The 16,915-nt window shown below is 47.0% G+C and carries 21 protein-coding genes; 10 read left to right on the top strand and 11 right to left on the bottom strand.

Annotated elements, in window-relative coordinates; all coding sequences use genetic code 11:
* Positions 1-4 precede the first annotated feature (4 nt).
* The 6 genes from DX060_RS02865 to DX060_RS02850 all read right to left on the bottom strand — a co-directional run bounded on the left by DX060_RS02865 (position 5) and on the right by DX060_RS02850 (position 3,973).
* The gene (locus DX060_RS02865; protein ID WP_258552174.1) at positions 5-1,153 is read right to left on the bottom strand and encodes an AI-2E family transporter; all 1,149 of its coding nucleotides are present in this window, start codon (positions 1,151-1,153) and stop codon (positions 5-7) included.
* Positions 1,123-1,320 (bottom strand): hypothetical protein, encoded by a 198-nt coding sequence (locus DX060_RS10810; RefSeq protein WP_147278751.1) that lies wholly within the window; start codon positions 1,318-1,320, stop codon positions 1,123-1,125. Before DX060_RS10810 ends, DX060_RS02865 begins: the two co-directional genes overlap by 31 nt.
* 55 nt (positions 1,321-1,375) lie before the next feature.
* The gene (locus DX060_RS11845; RefSeq protein ID WP_258552173.1) at positions 1,376-1,507 is read right to left on the bottom strand and encodes a hypothetical protein; all 132 of its coding nucleotides are present in this window, start codon (positions 1,505-1,507) and stop codon (positions 1,376-1,378) included.
* 19 nt (positions 1,508-1,526) lie between these two features.
* Positions 1,527-1,853, bottom strand: a complete 327-nt coding sequence (locus DX060_RS02860; RefSeq protein ID WP_115011060.1) for a histidine triad nucleotide-binding protein — start codon at positions 1,851-1,853, stop codon at positions 1,527-1,529.
* A 107-nt stretch (positions 1,854-1,960) separates the two neighbouring features.
* On the bottom strand, positions 1,961-3,217 hold the full coding sequence (locus DX060_RS02855) for an amidohydrolase family protein (RefSeq protein ID WP_115011059.1): 1,257 nt from the start codon (positions 3,215-3,217) through the stop codon (positions 1,961-1,963).
* 15 nt (positions 3,218-3,232) lie between these two features.
* Complete coding sequence (locus tag DX060_RS02850; RefSeq protein ID WP_115011058.1) at positions 3,233-3,973, bottom strand: cytochrome c biogenesis protein CcdA; 741 nt, start codon at positions 3,971-3,973, stop codon at positions 3,233-3,235.
* A gap of 197 nt (positions 3,974-4,170) precedes the next feature.
* On the opposite strand from DX060_RS02850, the gene DX060_RS02845 reads away from it, so the two are divergent.
* The gene (locus DX060_RS02845) at positions 4,171-5,772 is read left to right on the top strand and encodes an anaerobic C4-dicarboxylate transporter (protein ID WP_115011057.1); all 1,602 of its coding nucleotides are present in this window, start codon (positions 4,171-4,173) and stop codon (positions 5,770-5,772) included.
* 12 nt (positions 5,773-5,784) lie between these two features.
* Here DX060_RS02845 and DX060_RS11175 read toward each other — a convergent pair whose 3' ends face one another.
* Both DX060_RS11175 and DX060_RS11840 read right to left on the bottom strand, forming a co-directional pair.
* The gene (locus DX060_RS11175; RefSeq protein WP_181814157.1) at positions 5,785-5,961 is read right to left on the bottom strand and encodes a hypothetical protein; all 177 of its coding nucleotides are present in this window, start codon (positions 5,959-5,961) and stop codon (positions 5,785-5,787) included.
* A 66-nt stretch (positions 5,962-6,027) separates the two neighbouring features.
* Positions 6,028-6,150: a hypothetical protein gene (locus tag DX060_RS11840; protein ID WP_258552172.1), complete on the bottom strand. Its 123-nt coding sequence runs from the start codon at positions 6,148-6,150 to the stop codon at positions 6,028-6,030.
* A 26-nt stretch (positions 6,151-6,176) separates the two neighbouring features.
* Here DX060_RS11840 and DX060_RS02840 point away from each other — a divergent pair, with 26 nt between their 5' ends.
* Entirely contained in the window at positions 6,177-7,937 is a 1,761-nt protein-coding gene (locus DX060_RS02840; RefSeq protein ID WP_115011056.1) for a vWA domain-containing protein, read from the top strand.
* A gap of 223 nt (positions 7,938-8,160) precedes the next feature.
* Positions 8,161-9,609: a type I glutamate--ammonia ligase gene (gene glnA, locus DX060_RS02835; protein ID WP_181814156.1), complete on the top strand. Its 1,449-nt coding sequence runs from the start codon at positions 8,161-8,163 to the stop codon at positions 9,607-9,609.
* A 161-nt stretch (positions 9,610-9,770) separates the two neighbouring features.
* Here the strand turns inward: glnA and msrA are convergent, their stop codons facing one another.
* Entirely contained in the window at positions 9,771-10,289 is a 519-nt protein-coding gene (msrA, locus tag DX060_RS02830; protein WP_115011055.1) for a peptide-methionine (S)-S-oxide reductase MsrA, read from the bottom strand.
* Between the two features lie 137 nt (positions 10,290-10,426).
* On the opposite strand from msrA, the gene rpoD reads away from it, so the two are divergent.
* From rpoD to DX060_RS02810, 5 genes are all read left to right on the top strand, one after another.
* Positions 10,427-12,289: an RNA polymerase sigma factor RpoD gene (gene rpoD / locus DX060_RS02825; RefSeq protein WP_115011054.1), complete on the top strand. Its 1,863-nt coding sequence runs from the start codon at positions 10,427-10,429 to the stop codon at positions 12,287-12,289.
* A 2-nt stretch (positions 12,290-12,291) separates the two neighbouring features.
* Complete coding sequence (locus tag DX060_RS11170; RefSeq protein WP_181814155.1) at positions 12,292-12,465, top strand: hypothetical protein; 174 nt, start codon at positions 12,292-12,294, stop codon at positions 12,463-12,465.
* 34 nt (positions 12,466-12,499) lie between these two features.
* A complete protein-coding gene (locus DX060_RS02820) occupies positions 12,500-14,050 on the top strand; it encodes a hypothetical protein (RefSeq protein WP_115011053.1) in 1,551 nt (516 codons plus the stop codon).
* The gene (locus DX060_RS02815) at positions 14,047-14,226 is read left to right on the top strand and encodes a hypothetical protein (protein WP_115011052.1); all 180 of its coding nucleotides are present in this window, start codon (positions 14,047-14,049) and stop codon (positions 14,224-14,226) included. Before DX060_RS02820 ends, DX060_RS02815 begins: the two co-directional genes overlap by 4 nt.
* Before the next feature lie 73 nt (positions 14,227-14,299).
* Positions 14,300-15,454, top strand: a complete 1,155-nt coding sequence (locus DX060_RS02810; RefSeq protein ID WP_181814154.1) for an alpha-1,2-fucosyltransferase — start codon at positions 14,300-14,302, stop codon at positions 15,452-15,454.
* Here the strand turns inward: DX060_RS02810 and DX060_RS10805 are convergent.
* Complete coding sequence (locus DX060_RS10805; protein ID WP_147278750.1) at positions 15,417-15,596, bottom strand: hypothetical protein; 180 nt, start codon at positions 15,594-15,596, stop codon at positions 15,417-15,419. The genes DX060_RS02810 and DX060_RS10805 overlap by 38 nt on opposite strands.
* A 22-nt stretch (positions 15,597-15,618) precedes the next feature.
* Between DX060_RS10805 and DX060_RS02805 the strand changes: the two genes are divergently transcribed.
* On the top strand, positions 15,619-15,879 hold the full coding sequence (locus DX060_RS02805) for a hypothetical protein (RefSeq protein ID WP_147278749.1): 261 nt from the start codon (positions 15,619-15,621) through the stop codon (positions 15,877-15,879).
* Positions 15,880-15,887: 8 nt separating this feature from the next.
* Positions 15,888-16,016, top strand: coding sequence for a hypothetical protein (locus DX060_RS11835; protein ID WP_258552171.1), 129 nt, complete (start codon positions 15,888-15,890; stop codon positions 16,014-16,016).
* On the opposite strand, the gene DX060_RS02800 is transcribed toward DX060_RS11835, so the two are convergent.
* A complete protein-coding gene (locus tag DX060_RS02800) occupies positions 15,999-16,913 on the bottom strand; it encodes a DMT family transporter (protein ID WP_115011049.1) in 915 nt (304 codons plus the stop codon). The genes DX060_RS11835 and DX060_RS02800 overlap by 18 nt on opposite strands.
* Positions 16,914-16,915: the final 2 nt, after the last annotated feature.

Raw genomic sequence — 16,915 nt, 5'->3', positions numbered from 1 at the left:
AATCCTAAGCGGACGCGAAATCTCTCTCATAAATCCTCACCATAACGATAAAAAACGCCGTGATCGCAGGTCCTATGATAATCCCCCAGAATCCACACGCGCCAAGCCCCGCAAAAATAGCAAAAAATATCACAAACTCATTGATATTTAGCGGCTTATCTAGTAGCTTGCGATTGACTATGCGGATAAGAAAGGGCTTGATAATATTATCGATAATAAAGCCGATAAAAATAACGCTATATAGCACCAAAACCACCGCTTGAGCCACTTCGCCTTGCACATACAAAATAAGCCCCACAGGCAGCCACACAAGCACACCGCCCACAATGGGGATAAGCGAGCAAAGCCCATACAGCACGCCAAGCAGCACACCATCTAGCCCAAAGGCACTAGCCAGCACCCCAAAGGCAAAGCCCTGCAAGCAGACATTTAGGATCGTGGAGAAAAACACCACGCGCAGCACGCCGCTCACATCTGCGGCTATAAGGTCGATTTGCTCATCGCGCACGGGTAAAAGCCTGCGCACATACCTATACCACGCCCCGCCATAGTAGAAAAACACCGATAAAAACAGCACGATGAAGCACGCATCAATAACAAAGCTCACGCTACCTTTGCCGATCATCGTGCTTAGGCGACTCACAAAGCCAGCGATAGAAGAGAAAGAGAGATTGGCTAGCACATCTTGGGCTTGGATAAAGGGCAGATAATGCAGCACATTGCGGATAAGCTCTTTTATCTGGAGAAACCACACTTCCGCTTGCTTCCAATCCACTCCTAGAATCCCCACTGCCCCACGATGAATGACAAAATACAATGGGATAATAAATAATGCTAGCAAGATAAGCACGCTAAAACTAGAAGCAAGCAGATTGCTCCTAGTTTTGTGGTAGAAAAATTCCTTGATCCAATAAGTCGCGATACACAGCAGTGCCGCGATAATCATCGTGTATAAAAAGGCATAATAAAGCCATATAATTAGCCCAAGAGAGAGTGCGAACGCACAGGCGAAAAATATCTTTTTTTGGGGATTAGAATCCATTTTGCTCCTTTTGTCTTTGTTGCTAGAATCCACTTTTTTAGCATTGTGTGAAAAAGTGGATTCTAGGCTGTGCGATTTATCTACACTTTGGGCGTTTTTCCTAAAATCCACTTTTCACTAGAGGCGGTTTTGTCGTCATTGCGAGCTGCTGCGGTAGTAGCGGCGTGGCGATCCATAGATTCTGCGGCAGTGCTAGAATCCTCGTAAGAAGCTACGCCTTGCTGCCGCAAGTTTCGCAATGACAATGAAGCCACACTCCCTAGAATCCACTTTTTCAAAAAGTGGATTCTAGGGAGTGATTTTCACACTCAGCCCCTTGTTCTTCAAAGGATTCTAGGAATTGCGGTGGGGCTGTGGCTGCTTTGCGCTATTTTTGGGGTAGGAGTTACCTAGAGCGGTAATGACTGCCCCAAAAATAGCGCAATCAACCGCATTGCTCACCCAAAGCTGAATCCCTACTAGCAAAAGCCCAATCCATTACACACTAAACTATCGCTCCTAACGGCTCTCCGCCTAATATATGAAAATGCAAATGCGGCACCTCCTGCCCACTATGTGCGCCTGTATTGGTGATAAGCCTATATCCACTCTGCTTGATCCCTGCCACTTCTACAACCTCTAAAATAAACGCGCTAAATCGCGCCATAAGCTCTGGGGTAATGGCATTAAAGTCCTTTAGCTCTTGCTTTGGGATCGCTAGGATATGCACCTTTGCCTTTGGGGCGATGTCATAAAACGCCAAAAATTCATCATTTTCATAGACTTTTTTGCAAGGAAGCTCGCCTCGCACGATTTTGCTAAAGATTGTCATCGCTACTCCTTGGGTATAGATGGGGCGGATTATATGTTAGGGGCGTTGATACTTGGCTTAATGGCACATTGCAAGCGGATCTAGGAAGCTGTGCTTGGCAAGATGATCTAGCTAGATTCGTGCTGATATTGCAGCTTGCCACTAATGAAGACTTGCTTGATCACGCCAGAGAGCGACTCGCCATTATAGGGGCTAAAGCTATCATTGATACAAAAGCTCTCTTGCAAATCCACGATGATAAGATCCGCATCTAGCCCCACTTCTAGCGCACCTTTTGGTAGGGAGAGAAGCCTAGCTTGCGCATAAGAGGTAAGCTCGCTAAAACGGGAGAACGTGATTAGCCCAGACTTCACAAGATAGCTAAAGCCAAGCGCGAAGTAATGCTCTAGCGCATTTATCCCAAAGCTAGCAGACTCAAAGACTTGGTCTTTTTTGGACTTGTAGCTATCGCTTTGCAGGCAAGTAAGCAGGCTAATGCTAGAATCCAAATGCGCACGCAAAGCCTCTCTTGTAGCAGGATCTTTAAGCGGAGGGAAAAGCTTAAACCTCGTGTCAAACGCCGCGCAATGCTCATCGCTTAAAATCAAGTGGTGCAAGGAGGTTTGCGCTAAGATCTGTGCGCCCATTTGCGTGAAATACGCAATAATCCGCATAGATTCTACCTCGCTTATGGTGTCAAACACCCACTTTGTCCCGCTATATCGCGCTAGCTCACAGAGCTTTGCTACTTGCATAGTTTGCGCTAGGGGCGGGATCGCTGGTAGCCCTAGCTGTGCGCTTACTTGAGATTCATTCATCACGCCTTCACTTAGGCTAGGCTCTTGGGGGCTAGCGATGATAGGGACTTGGAGCATTTGGGCGTATTGGGCGATTTTGTAGAGCGCATAGCCATCGATGTTTTGCGCGCTAGATTCTAGATAGATCGCACGAGCTCCAGAGGCGATGAGTGTGGCGATTTCTGCGATTTTGGACTTGGATTCAAACGAGGATTCTAGGGTGGGGGCTAGGCTTGGGAGAAAATGCACGCTTAGACTAGAATCTAGCGAGGAGATAAGCTCAATAACAGCTGCATTATCCACCCTAGGTGTAGTCTCTGGGCGTAGCAGTATGCTGCCTACTCCACCGCGCAGAGCCTTTTGCGTTAAGGATTCTAGATTTTTACTTGAAAGGACTTGGTTTTTAGGATATGCCATATCAATGAGAGCAGGCAGCACCACCTTGCCACGGCACTCAAGCACAGATTCCGCGCCTATGGGGGCTAGATCATCACCGATCTCACAAATGACCCCGCGCTTCTCATTAATGCGCAAATCCGCCTTACACTCTTTGTGTGCATCACATAGCACGCCATTTTTTAGCAGCATAATCTCTCCTTCGCTCTAGTAACTCACAAGCCACGCACTAAGCGCGCCAAGCTCACCACTCATAATCAGCACTCCCATCACCACCAAAATCCCCCCAGATACACGCTCAATCCACCGCGTAAAGGGCTTGATCCTAGCAAGCAAGCAAAAGCCCTTTTCTAGCATTATTGCCACGAGCAAAAATGGCATAGCCAAGCCGCACGCATACACGATCAGCAATCCCACGCCATAGCCACCTGTGCCTACAAACAGCGTGATCGCCCCAAATATCGCCCCTGTGCAAGGACTCCAGCCAAGTGCGAAGCTAATGCCCAGCACAAAGGGGGCTAGAATCTCTAGGGCTTTATAGCGCAGCCTCAAGTCATAATGCACGCTTTTATCAAGCAAAACAAACCGCCACAATCCCAAAAAATGCGCCCCAAAGATCACTACAATGCTCCCGGCGATTATGTTTGTGATGGGTGAATGCAGCACAGAGACAAGGCTTGAAAATGCCAGCCCCATACCCACAAACACCAGCGAAAACCCAAGCACAAACAAGCACGCACGCCAGAAAATCGCCACACGCAGGCTTCTTTGAGTAATCTTACTAGAATCCAGCTTTTCCACCCCGACTCCAGAGATATAGGACATATACGCCGGTACAAGAGGGAGGATACAAGGCGAGAGGAAGGAGAGCAGCCCAGCGACAAAAGCCACGAGCCACACCGCGCCAAGCTTGCCACTATAAAACCACTGCAATAATACTTCTTCCATACTCCGCGCCTTTATAAACCCTTAAGAGCCTATGCCAAATCCAATGCTTGCAATAATCTTATATCGCGCATATTCTTGCTGAATTGCCACGCATTGTAACGATTTTTATATAAATTTTGCTACAATCGCCGCCTATTTTGCAACGCTATGGCACATATCGTCTGTAAAAGGAGTTATTTTACTTAAAAGGGGTTTTGATGGATTTTCTTGTCAATCTTAGTGAAGGGTGGCAGTTTAGCATTCAGCTTCTAGTGGTGCTTATTTGTCTATTTTATGGTGCGCAAAAGGGTGGTATCACACTAGGGCTACTTGGTGGTATCGGTATTTTTGTGCTTGTGTTTGGCTTTGACATTAAGCCGGGTAAGCCAGCCATTGATGTAATGCTTACGATTTTGGCGGTTGTTGTAGCTAGTGCGACATTGCAGGCAAGCGGTGGGCTCGATGTGATGCTCCAAATCGCAGAGCGGATCTTGCGCCGCAATCCAAAATTCCTAACCATTCTTGCTCCATTTGTTACCTGCTTTCTTACAATGCTGTGCGGGACAGGGCATGTTGTTTATACGATTATGCCTATCATCTATGATATTGCGATCAAAAACAATATCCGCCCAGAGCGACCTATGGCAGCAGCGTCCATTAGCTCGCAAATGGGGATTGTCGCCTCGCCTGTATCGGTGGCGGTAGTGAGCCTTACGGCTCTGCTTCTAAATGCAGATCATAAGCTAGCAGGCTTTGATGGCTATATCAACTTGCTGCAAATCACTATCCCTAGCACACTCTTTGGCGTGCTGATGATTGGGATTTTTAGCTGGTTTAGGGGGAAAGACTTGGATAAAGATCCGGTATTTCAAGAAAAGCTCAAAGACCCAGAATTTAAGCAATATGTCTATGGCGATTCTAAAACTTTGCTAGGCGTAAAGCTTCCTAAGAAAGATTGGGTGGCTATGTGGATATTCCTAGGGGCGATTGGCGTGGTCGCACTTATTGGGGCATTTGATTCACTTAAGCCTTCGTGGGGGCAGAAGTATGACTACAAAGCGACTTTAGAGTCTGGCACGACACTAAAATGGACGCCTGAAAAGGGCGATAAAGGCGTCTTCACGCTTAAAGATGTCAAAATCGCTGATGTGGATAATCCCGGAGAGAAAATCGGGCTTGATAAGGCGATCAAAGCTGATAAGCTTGGCAAAGTAGAAGAAGGCAAGGTAGAGAAAGTCTATAAAGCCGATAAACTTGGCAACCCAGATATGGACAAAATCTCTATGGTGCATATTATCCAAATGTTTATGCTCCTAGCTGGCTCGCTTATCATTATTTTCACCAAAGTTGATCCTAAAAAAATCGGTAGCAATGAAATCTTTAAATCCGGTATGATCGCGCTTGTGGCGGTGTTTGGGATCTCGTGGATGGCGGATACAATGTTTGCTGTGCATACGCCGATGATGAAATCAGCTTTAGGCGATATTGTTAAAGCCCACCCTTGGACTTATGCGATTATGCTGCTGCTTATCTCAAAGTTTGTTAATTCCCAAGCCGCAGCTCTTGCAGCATTTGTGCCAATTGCTCTAAGTATCGGCGTAGAGCCCGGGATCATCGTGGCATTTGCCGCAGCGTGCTATGGCTACTATATTTTGCCAACTTACCCAAGCGATCTAGCGACAATTCAGTTTGACAGAAGTGGGACGACACATATTGGCAAATTTGTCATCAACCATAGCTTCATCTTGCCCGGGCTTATCGGGGTGTTTAGCTCCTGCTGCATTGGGTATGTGCTGGCTATGGTGGCAGGGTATATTTAGTTTTTAAACGATTCAGCTTTGGGTGGTGGATTCGGCTTTGCGCGATAAATCTTTGATTACTTCGCGCGTGCTGCGGTTACATACGCCAAGTATGCGCCCTTGCACGCGCTCGCAAAGCAAAGATTTCTCATCGCAAATCCTAGAATCCTTTGGAAGTCTCTTGCATTTGTAGCATTTCCACAGCCCCACCGCAAAGCGAAGCTTCTTTAGAAATCTTAGAATCGTATTGAAGCAAACAAGCGTAAAAAGCGGATTCTAGCTCCAAATCCTAGAATCCTTTGCGAAGTTCTTACATTTTTGAGTCTTATCCCTAGAATCCACTTTTTGTATGTTTTTAAAAATGGATTCTAGGGATAAGGTTATAAAAAGCACTCCCACCTAAATCCAAGTCGCAAGGATAGAAAATGAAAAACCTTAGCAAAATCCTAGCAAGCCTTGCCATACTCGTAGCAGTGGGGATTGGGATATTTAGCTGCTTGCCCCCACAAAAGAGCTCGCAGGAAGTGCCTAATATGGTCGATATGCCCCACCACTTTGAGAGTGCGCATAGACCAAATATTAGTAGGGCTTATGATATGGGCAAAGTGGCTCCTCCCACTATGCGCAGCGCGCCAATCGACATAGCAAGGGTAAAATCCACCGATTCTTTTGCGCAAAAAGATGAAAACTCTTTCAAGCTTGTAGCAAACAACCCACTCTCTACCTTTAGCTCTGATGTCGATACTGCCTCCTACGCGATTGTGCGCAAAGTCATAGAGTCTGGCAGACTGCCTAGCCCTGATATGGTGCGTATAGAGGAGCTGCTTAATAGCTTTTCCTACAGCTATCAAGCACCAAAGGGCGATGAGCCAATCTCCATAAACCTAGAGCTCGCACCCGCTCTGTGGAATCCTGCGCACAAAATCGCGCGCATAGGCTTACAGGCAAAGGCGATTGACTGGGATAAACGCAAGCCATTTAATCTTGTCTTCCTTATCGATACTTCTGGCTCTATGGCGGGTGAGAATCGGCTAGGGCTTGTGCAAAAGTCCCTAAAACTCCTAGTAGAGAATCTAAGCTCCAAAGATTCTGTGGGGATTGTTACCTACGCTGGAAGCTCCACTATCGCGCTAAAGCCCACTAATGATAAGAAAAAGATCCTAAAAGCTATCGACTCGCTTAGTGCAGGTGGCAGCACACACGGAAGTGCTGGGATAGAGGACGCTTATGAGCTTGCCCAAAAGCATTTTATCCAGAGCGGATATAATCGCGTGATCCTAGCTACTGATGGGGATTTCAATGTGGGTATCACAAGTGAGAGCGAGCTACTAAAGCTCATCAAGCAAAAGGCGCAAAGCGGGATCTATCTCTCGGTATTTGGCTATGGTATGGGGAACTACAAAGACTCTATGCTCCAAAAGCTCGCTGACTCTGGCAATGGTAACTACGGCTATATCGACACACTCCTTGAAGCCAAGAAGCACCTAGTCGAGCAAGTGGGGGCTACACTCATCACCGTGGCAAAAGATGTGAAAATCCAAGTAGAGTTTAACCCTGCTAAAGTCGCTGCTTATCGACTTATCGGCTATGAAAAGCGAGTGCTAAATGATGAAGATTTCAACGATGATAGCAAAGATGCAGGCGAGATGGGAAGCTCGCATCGCGTTACCGCGCTTTATGAGATTGTCCCTGTGGGGGTAGAATCTAGCCTAGCTACTCTCAATAATGCCAAGCTCGCCCCAGATGTAAAAGGCATCATCGATCCGCTCAAATACCCCCAAACCACCAAGACACAATCACCAAGCCAAGCAAATAGCACAGGAAGTGCTGAGTGGCTCAATGTCAAAATCCGCTACAAAGAGCCTGCCAACAAAGCGCGCAATGATGAGAGCAGCAAGCCTATCGAGCAAGCACTAGATTCTAGCGCGATTTTGGCTACGCCTAGTGCAGATATGCGCTTCGCCCAGAGTGTGGCGGGCTTTGGACTGCTGCTTATGGACTCTAAGTTTGTGGATTCTAGCTTTAGGGGTATAGATAGCAAAAATAGCGCACAGAGCAAAAGCGGCTATCAAACAATCCTTGATACTCTAAGTCAGCAGGGTGTATGCGATGATAGCTATAAGCAAGAGTTCCTAGGGCTAGTGGCAAAGGCAAGCCGCCTTGCTAATCTTGCGAAAGAAAAATAGATTTCAAGGTAGTTAAAGCTGGATTTGGCGCGACACAATTCACACGATAGCTAGTGAGATTATATGAAAGCTTTAGATTCTAGCTTTATTATCGCCAAAGCCATAAAATCTGCAGGCTAGGCAGATAGGCTGGATTCTAGCTTTTACTTAGTTTTGCTATACTGCGACTTTGTTTTTGACTTTATTTTACGCAATCTATCACAATACCAAGCAAGGAGCGATAATGGCAGCAGACATTGATAAAGTAGCAGTGGATAAAGCAGCGGTGGCGGAGTTTTTTAGATTCTGCGATGATAATGAAGTGGAGTTTATCGACTTTCGATTTAGTGATATTAAGGGCGTGTGGCATCATGTGAGCTTTTCACGCTCTGCGATTGATGAAAGCAGCTTCCAAGGGCTGCCCTTTGATGGTAGCTCGATCCCTGCGTGGCAGAGTGTGGATAAATCAGATATGATGCTAATCCCTGATCCCGTGCGCTACTTCATCGATCCTTTTACGGCTGATACCACAGCGGTGGTGTTTTGCGATATTTGGGATATTTATAAAAACGAGCCCTATGAAAAATGCCCGCGCTCTATCGTAAAAAGGGCGATGAAGTTTTTACAAGAGAGTGGGATTGGCGATGTGGCTTACTATGGACCGGAGAATGAGTTTTTTGTCTTTGATTCTATTAAGATTAAAGACGCGGTGAATTGCCAATACTATGAGATAGATTCTGAAGAGGGCGAGTGGAATCGCGCCAAAGAGTTTGAAGGTGTCAATATCGGGCATCGCCCCGGCACCAAGGGCGGCTACTTCCCTGTGGCTCCGGTGGATTCTATGGTGGATTTGCGTGCGGAAATGGTAAAGGTGCTCAATCAAGTGGGGTTAGAGACCTTTGTGGTGCATCACGAAGTAGCACAGGGGCAGGGCGAGATTGGCGTGAAATTTGGTGATATGCTAGAAGCAGCAGATAATGTCCAAAAGCTCAAATATGTCGTCAAAATGGTCGCGCATTTAAATGGCAAAACCGCGACATTTATGCCAAAGCCTTTGTATGGCGATAATGGCAGCGGAATGCATGTGCATATAAGCATTTGGAAAGATGGCAGAAATCTCTTTGCCGGCGATGCTTATCAAGGCTTAAGCGATATGGCACTCCACTTTCTAGGTGGTGTGCTAAAGCACGCAAGGGCATTAGCCGCTTTCACAAATCCTAGCACCAACTCCTACAAACGCCTGATACCTGGCTTTGAAGCTCCAAGCATTTTGACCTACTCTGCACAAAATCGCTCTGCTAGCATTAGGATCCCTTACAACAGCGGCGAGAAAGCTAAAAGAATGGAGTTTCGCTTCCCCGATAGCTCGGCAAACCCTTACCTTGCCTTTGCAAGCTTGCTACTCGCTGGGATTGATGGGATTAAAAACGCCATTGATCCGGGCAAGCCAATGGAGATCAATCTCTTTGAGCTAACATTAGATGAGATTAGAGAAAAGGGCATTAAGCAGTTACCCCACACGCTGCGCCACGCTATTGAAGAAATGCTTGTGGATAAGGCGTATTTGAAAGAGGGGGGGGTATTTAGCGAAGAGTTTATCCAAACTTATAAAGCCTATAAGTTTGAGACAGAAATCTGGCCCTGGGAAGCCCGCCCACATCCATTTGAGTTTTTGACAACTTATAGCTGCTAGAAGCTCTATAAGTAGGGGCAGCGATATGCCCCAGCGACTTTATCCACTAGCACATAAGCCAAGCCCACAATCTTAAAATGTCAAATCTACGATAAACCTAGAATCCACTTTTGATATATCGCTTATTATTAGCGTGTCTGCGGCGATCCATACACGCAGATCTACTTACGCTCCCATAGCCTTAAGGCAGCTTCTATATCGATATGGCAGTAGCCGTGGGGATTAGCCTGCAAGTAGTTTTGCAAGTAGTTTTGGTGGTAGGATTCTGCTAGATAGAAATTTTGCAATGGCAAGATCTCTGTAACCGCCTTGCGCCCACTGCGTTGCTCCCACGCGTGAATGCGCTCTTTGATCACAGCTTCATCGCTGCTATATTCTTGCAGATAATACACACCATTGCGGTATTGCGTGCCAATGTCGTTTGCCTGATAGTTTAGCGCACTAGGATCGATGATAGATAGCAGCCTATCGACAATCTCACTAAGCCCCAAACGCTTCTCATCATAGACAAGCTCCAATGCCTCTACCGCGCCACTTATCCCAGAGCACACAAGCTCATAGCTAGGATTTGCTATGCGTGAATTAGCATAGCCTACACTGGATTCTAGCACGCCAGCCACACGAGTAAAATACCCCTGTATCCCCCAGAAACACCCGCCAGCGAGATAAATCTTGCGCATAAGCACTCCTACATTTATCTTTACAAAAGATAAAATATTATAGAATCCGCGCTTTAAAATTTCTTTTACCAGCCGATAGTTCCATAAGTCTTAACCCCTGCAAGCCCACTTGGCTTAGATCCACACAAAGGCACCCAATGTCCGCAAAGACAATCAACCAGCAATTAGAAGAGCTTTTTGCCACCACAGAGCAAAAGATGATCGCGCACGAGACCATCGCGCAAATCCTAAAAAAGCCCCCCACAGCCGCGCAAGCAAAAAAGATCCTAGAGCTTGCTAAAAAGCATAAATGCGAGCTTGTAAGCTCATCAGAGCTTGCCAAAACACTCAATACCCAAGATAAAATCAAGCTAGAAGAAGAGCGCAAGAAAATCTTAGATGAAGAGCTTGAAGAAGAATTTGACTTTATGAAAGAGCGCGAGCTGCTTGAATGGAGCAGGAGCGATAGCCCTGTGCGTATGTATCTACGCGAAATGGGGCAGATCGACCTGCTCACCAAGGAAGAAGAAGTAGAGCTAAGCAAGCAGATAGAATTTGGCGAAAATATTATCCTTGATGCGATTTGCTCTGTGCCTTATCTCATTGATTTTATTTATGATTATAAAGATGCCCTAATCAATCGCGAACGCCGTGTCAAAGAGCTTTTTAAAAGCTTTGATGAAGAAGGTGGCGATAGCGATGCTGAAAACTATGATGATGAAGAGGAGAGCGAGGAAGAGAGCGAAGAGGGAAAACGCCCCATTTCTAAGAAAGACCAAAAGCGCATTGATAGAGTGCTAGAGAGCTTCAAAGCCCTTGAAAAAGCCAAAAAAGATTGGCTCAAAGTGCTAGAATCCCACGCTGATACGACATTTGATAGCGAGATAGAAGAGCTTGTGTTTATCCTAACGCTTGCGCATAAAAAAGAGGTGCTAAAGTCCAAGCTCCTTGACCTAGGACCTACGAGCAAGCTCATCAACGAAATCGTCAAAGCTATGGAAAATAGCCTAAAAAACGGCGATGGCTTTGAGCGCGAGCTAGCACGGCTTGAATACAAGCTCCCGCTTTTTAATGACACTTTGGTCCAAAACCACCAGAAAATCCTTAGCAACATCACCAATATGAGCCGCGATGAAATCATCCAAGCAGTCCCAGAAGCGACTATGGTAAGCGTATATATGGAGCTAAAAAAGCTCTTCCAAACCAAAGAAGCAAGCGAAAGCAGCTTCAACATCGACCCAGAAAAGCTTAAAGAAATTTTAGAGCAAATCAAGCGCGGCAAATCTATCTCCGACAAGGCTAAAACCAAAATGGCAAAGTCCAATCTCCGCCTAGTGGTAAGTATCGCCAAACGATACACCAACCGCGGGCTACCATTTTTAGATCTTATCCAAGAGGGCAATATCGGGCTAATGAAAGCAGTGGATAAATTTGAATATGAAAAGGGCTTTAAATTCTCCACTTATGCCACTTGGTGGATCCGTCAGGCAATCTCTCGCGCCATTGCCGATCAAGCCCGCACGATACGAATCCCAATCCATATGATAGAGACAATCAATAGGATCCACAAAATTATCCGCAAGCACCTGCAAGAGACAGGCAAAGAGCCAGATGTCGAAGTCATCGCTGAAGAAGTGGGGCTAAGTGTAGATAAAGTCAAAAATGTCATCAAAATCACCAAAGAGCCAGTGAGCCTAGAAGCCCCCATAGGCAGCGATGATGATGGGAAGTTTGGGGATTTTGTGGAGGACAAAACCACGCCAAGTGCTATGGATCATATTTTGAAAGAAGACCTACGCGCCCAAATCGATGAAGTGCTCTCCCAGCTCAATGAGCGCGAGCAATCTGTCATTAAAATGCGCTTTGGGCTGCTAGAAGATGAGAGCGACCGCACGCTAGAAGAGATTGGCAAAGAGCTGAATGTAACGCGAGAGCGCGTGCGCCAGATAGAATCTAGTGCGATCAAAAAGCTCAAGCACCCAAAAGTGGGCAGAAAACTCAAAAACTACATAGAAGAGTAGCTATGCGCGTGATAAAATCTAGCATTAAGCGCGCATTATACGCGCTTGGACTCTCGCAAAAGACTATCACACATCTAGGCTTCTCTTACACGCGTGGGAAGAGAAATGTGTGTATTGGGGTTTTTGTGGCGCGAAGGGCGTGTAGGCAGATGCTCATAGGGGGGGGGGCAGAGTAAAGGGGATTCAGCTTTATCTGGTGGGGATTCAGCTTTGCGCGATAAATCACCGATTCTGCGCGGTGGGCTTGCTCATTATCGCCTAGATAAATCCCTGCGCCCACCGCTTAAAAGCGGCGATTTATCATCGCAAATCTTAGAATCCCAAATTGAGATTAGAAAGCAGCTTGATCCCACCGCGAGCGACTTTACACTAGAATCCTCGTTTTCACAAAGCCCTGATTCTAGCTCTCCGTCATTGCGAGACACTGCGCCAGCAGTGGCGCGGCAATCCAATTCTGCGCAAGCAGAATCCAGTCAAATCAATAGCGCGCGCAAAGCGTGCAACCTTGAAAGGACTTTATCCCAAACAAAGCGAGAATCTAGCTTTAAAAAAGCGGATTCTAGCAAACCACAAGCCGACCCCCCATCATCGCGAGCCGACACTGCCCAATTTCTGTCATCGCGAGCGAGTGAAACGAGCGTGGCGATCCATAGCCTAGAATCCATTTTTTCAAAAGTGGATTCTAGTGTAAATGCAGTGGATTCTATGGATTGCCACGCTTTGCTGTGCAAAGCTCGCAATGACAAGAATTTAGATTCTAACAACAACGCCCAAAAGTGCCTAGAATCCACTTTTGAAAATACCCACGCTCAATACGATTCTAAGCATTGCGGTGGGGCTTTGCAAGCTTTGGGGCAATTTGGGGGTAGGAGTTACCTTAGCGGTAATGACTACCCACAAATTGCCCCAATCTTGTCGAATCGCTCACCCAAGACTGAATCGCCCCAAGCCCAAACCCCGCCTGTGCTAGTGAGCCTAACTTCCTTCCCCGCCCGCCTCCCCTATCTCCACCACACGCTCTACTCTATCCTCACCCAAGACTACAAAGACTTCCATATAGCCTTGTTTCTTAGCTCTAGCGAGATAGCTCCAAGCAAGCTCCCGCTTATCTTAAAGATTTTTGCAAGGCTCGGGCTGCTTAGTATCCACTTCGTAGAAGAAAATTTACGCGCGTATAAAAAGCTCTTTTACGCCCTGCAACTCTACCCAGAGCATATCATCATCACCATCGATGATGACCAAATTTACGCCCCAAATACCATAAGCCTTTTGCTAGAATCTTACGCGCGATTCCCGCGCGCGATCCACACAAATTGGACTTATGACGCAGCGTTTCTAGCCGAGATTCTAGGCATAGATCCCGCCCAATATCTCCCAATCATTAAAGAAAACTCCCCCCACCTAGCCCTAGCAAGCGTGGGCGTCTCTGGCGTGCTCTATCCGCCAAGTCCCTTTAGCCAAGAGTTTTTCAACACGCAAGCTATTGTATCGCTCGCGCCTTATAACGATGATTTGTGGTTTTATGTGATGAGTGTGCTAAATGATGTGCCAAAGGTGCTTGTGAAAAACGCGCTAGAGCACCCTAAAGAATCTAGCATAGCCATCGATGAGAGCCCTAATCTCTGGGAGATAAACTGCGAGCAGCATCGCAACTATGATCAACTCCGCGCCCTGCTAGAAGCCTACCCACAAGCTAGAGCAAAGATCTTAGAATCACTAGGGCTTTGCTATAATGCCACAAATCACAAGGAGCAAGAATGATACTAGTAAAGCTACAAGGCGGTCTGGGCAATCAGCTATTTCAATACGCCTTTGCACGCGCTTTGGCGCATAGGGGGTTTAGCGTAGGCTTAGATGCGAGCTTTAGCTATGTAACGCTAAAAACCTTGCGTGCTAAAGGTGGGCAAAATCTCATAAGGGGGGGGGCGACTAGGTAAGGATTCAGCTTTTTGGCTAAAAACGGCGATTTCTGCGCCGCGCTGCGTCGATAGACCTCAAGTCTTATCTTCCTTGCGCGACTTGAAAAACGCCGTTTTTAACTCAAAAATCTTAGAATCCCAAAACGGTAAGAAAAACAAGCACAAACTCCCAAATCCTGCCGCGAGAGACTTTGCACCACAAAACTCACAAAGCCCCGATTCTAAGAGCAACGCTCATTTTCTGTCATTGCGAGACACTGCGCCAGCAGTGGCGTGGCAATCCACACAAACAAAGACACAAATCCCAGAATCCCAAAATGACAATACTAAAGAAAAATCTTTCCGTGCAGATACTTCCCTAGAATCCGCTTTTGCAAAAGTGGATTCTAGCCCTAAAGCTCTAGATCGCCGCGCAAGCACTATCCGCGATCTAGAGCTTGCAAAGTTTCGCATTACGCTGCCTATCCTCCGCCATTTTTCATTAGCACAGGACTCTCAAGCAGACATAAGCACACAAATATATTGCCAAGCACTCTGCGCCAAAGCCGTGCGCAAGATCCTCCCGCCTAATAGCAAGCCCGCGCGCTTGCTCCGCAGCCTCTACACCACGCGCGACTCTCCAAAGCTAGCGAGACTCTTCCAAGCACGCTATCCATTCTCGCGCAACGCCTACTTTGAAGGCTTTTTCGCTAATGCAGTGTATTTTGCCGAGATAGAATCTATCTTGCGCCAAGAATTTACCCCAAAATGCTTAAGCCCTAGTGCCAAAGCCTTGCAAGAGCAGATACGATCCACTAGCGACTCTGTCTTCCTCCATATCCGCAGGGGCGACTACCTAGCGCAAGAGAATTGGGAGTATGTCAAGCTAGGCAGCGCGTATTATGACACTGCCATAGCCCTTATGCGCAAAAAGCTCAAATCCCCAAGCTTTTTCATCTTTAGCGATGATTTGGAGTGGTGCAAAAGCGAGCTTTATGCAAGACTAGGGTCGCTTAAGGGTGCAGAGCTACACTTCATCGGCAATAATGATCAAGGCGATGCGATCAGCGATCTTATGGCTATGGCAGCGTGTCAAAACGCCATCATCGCAAACTCCACCTTTAGCTTCTGGGGTGCGTATTTGATCGATAATCCCGCAAAGCTTGTGATCCGCCCAGCCCAATACACTTGGCGCGGTGATAATCCCCTATGCTACCCAGAGTCTTGGATCACGCTTGATGTGATCTGGGGCGATGTGCTGCACTAGCTAGAATCCACTTTTTCACAACGCCGATTTTTGAAACGCCAATTTTCCTGTCATCGCGAGCCGATGAAACTCTCTCCTTCATCGCGAGTCGGCACTGCCCATTTCTGTCATCGCGAGCGGCGTGAGCCGCGTGGCGATCCATAGCCTAGATCCATTTTTCAAAAGTGGATTCTAGGGCAAATGCAGTGGATTGCCACGCAAATGCGTCAGCATTTGCTCGCAATGACAGAAAAAACGCCGAGAGTCAAAACGCAGTTTCTTTAGAAAAAGTGGATTCTAACAATGAAGCCCAAAATCTAAGCGAGCCACAAACTCCCTGCTTTATCGCGCAAAACAAGCGAAGTTTCTTTAGAAAACAAGGGACACCGCTCGGCGCAAGCCGATGTTTCTTTAGAAAAGCCAACCCAAACAAAAGTGGATTCTAGGATTTGCGATGAAAAAGCAGGGTTGTGCAGTGGCGAGCGAGGAGATAAGACTTGTGGTCTATCGACAAAGCGAGCCACAAACTCCCTGCTTTATCGCGCAAAGCCGAATCCCCCCAAAGTTAGTGTTTTTTGCCTAGGATATTGATGATATATATACTCCCCACCGCCAGCACCCCCCCTACAATCGTATGCCACCTTGGCACCTCATCTAGCAGTAAATACGCAAAGCCTAGCGCAAACACCGGTGCCAAAAGCGCGTAGATCCCGCCCTCCACCACCCCTAGCACAAACAGGGCTTTATAGAAAATAGTCGTAGCAAACACCGTGCAAAACACCGCCGCTACCACAAGCAGAGCGAAAAATACCAAAGGCTTATCCCAAAGACTTGTGATAAACGCCCCACTCTCAATAACTACCCCACTCTCAAAATCCCCACCCAATCCACTAGAATCCGCAAATAACGCAGGGCAAAGCAGCACAAAAGTCATCACACTTGTGTAAAAATTGAGTGCTATGGCATTGATCTTTTCTGTGGCGAGCCGCGAGCTGATCATAAGAGCCGCCCAATCCAGCGAAGCTAGCACATAAATCACATAAAACGCGCTAAACATCGACCGCCAGCTCCCAAACACATCGACCAAAAATGCCCCTGCCAAAAGCCCTAGCATAAGCCCGATTTTGGCTGATTTGGAGAGCGACTCTCTCTTATACACGCTCCACAAAAACGCCGCGATAATGGGAGATAGCACTTCAGTGATCACCCCTGCATTCCCAGAATCCCCATAGGGCATACCTGCATACATTAGATAAGAGTAAAGCGCGTTTAGCACACCTGTGATAAGCGTGGGGAGTAGCACAGCCCTTGGGACTGCAAAGGGGATTTTCCATAGCCACATAAGCGGCACAAAGCACACAAGCACAAGCAAATAGCGCAGGCTAGCAATTTGCGCCGGCGAGCCATAATCAAGCAGCATTTTTGATAGGGGCCACACAAGCCCCCAGCCCATCATCGCTAGCACAAGCAAGATGCGCATAG

It is taken from the genome of Helicobacter canis (assembly GCF_900451095.1).
Taxonomy (GTDB): Bacteria; Campylobacterota; Campylobacteria; order Campylobacterales; family Helicobacteraceae; genus Helicobacter_B; species Helicobacter_B zhangjianzhongii.
Note: the sequence above shows the minus strand (reverse complement) of the source record. Positions and strands in the feature narration are given on the sequence as shown.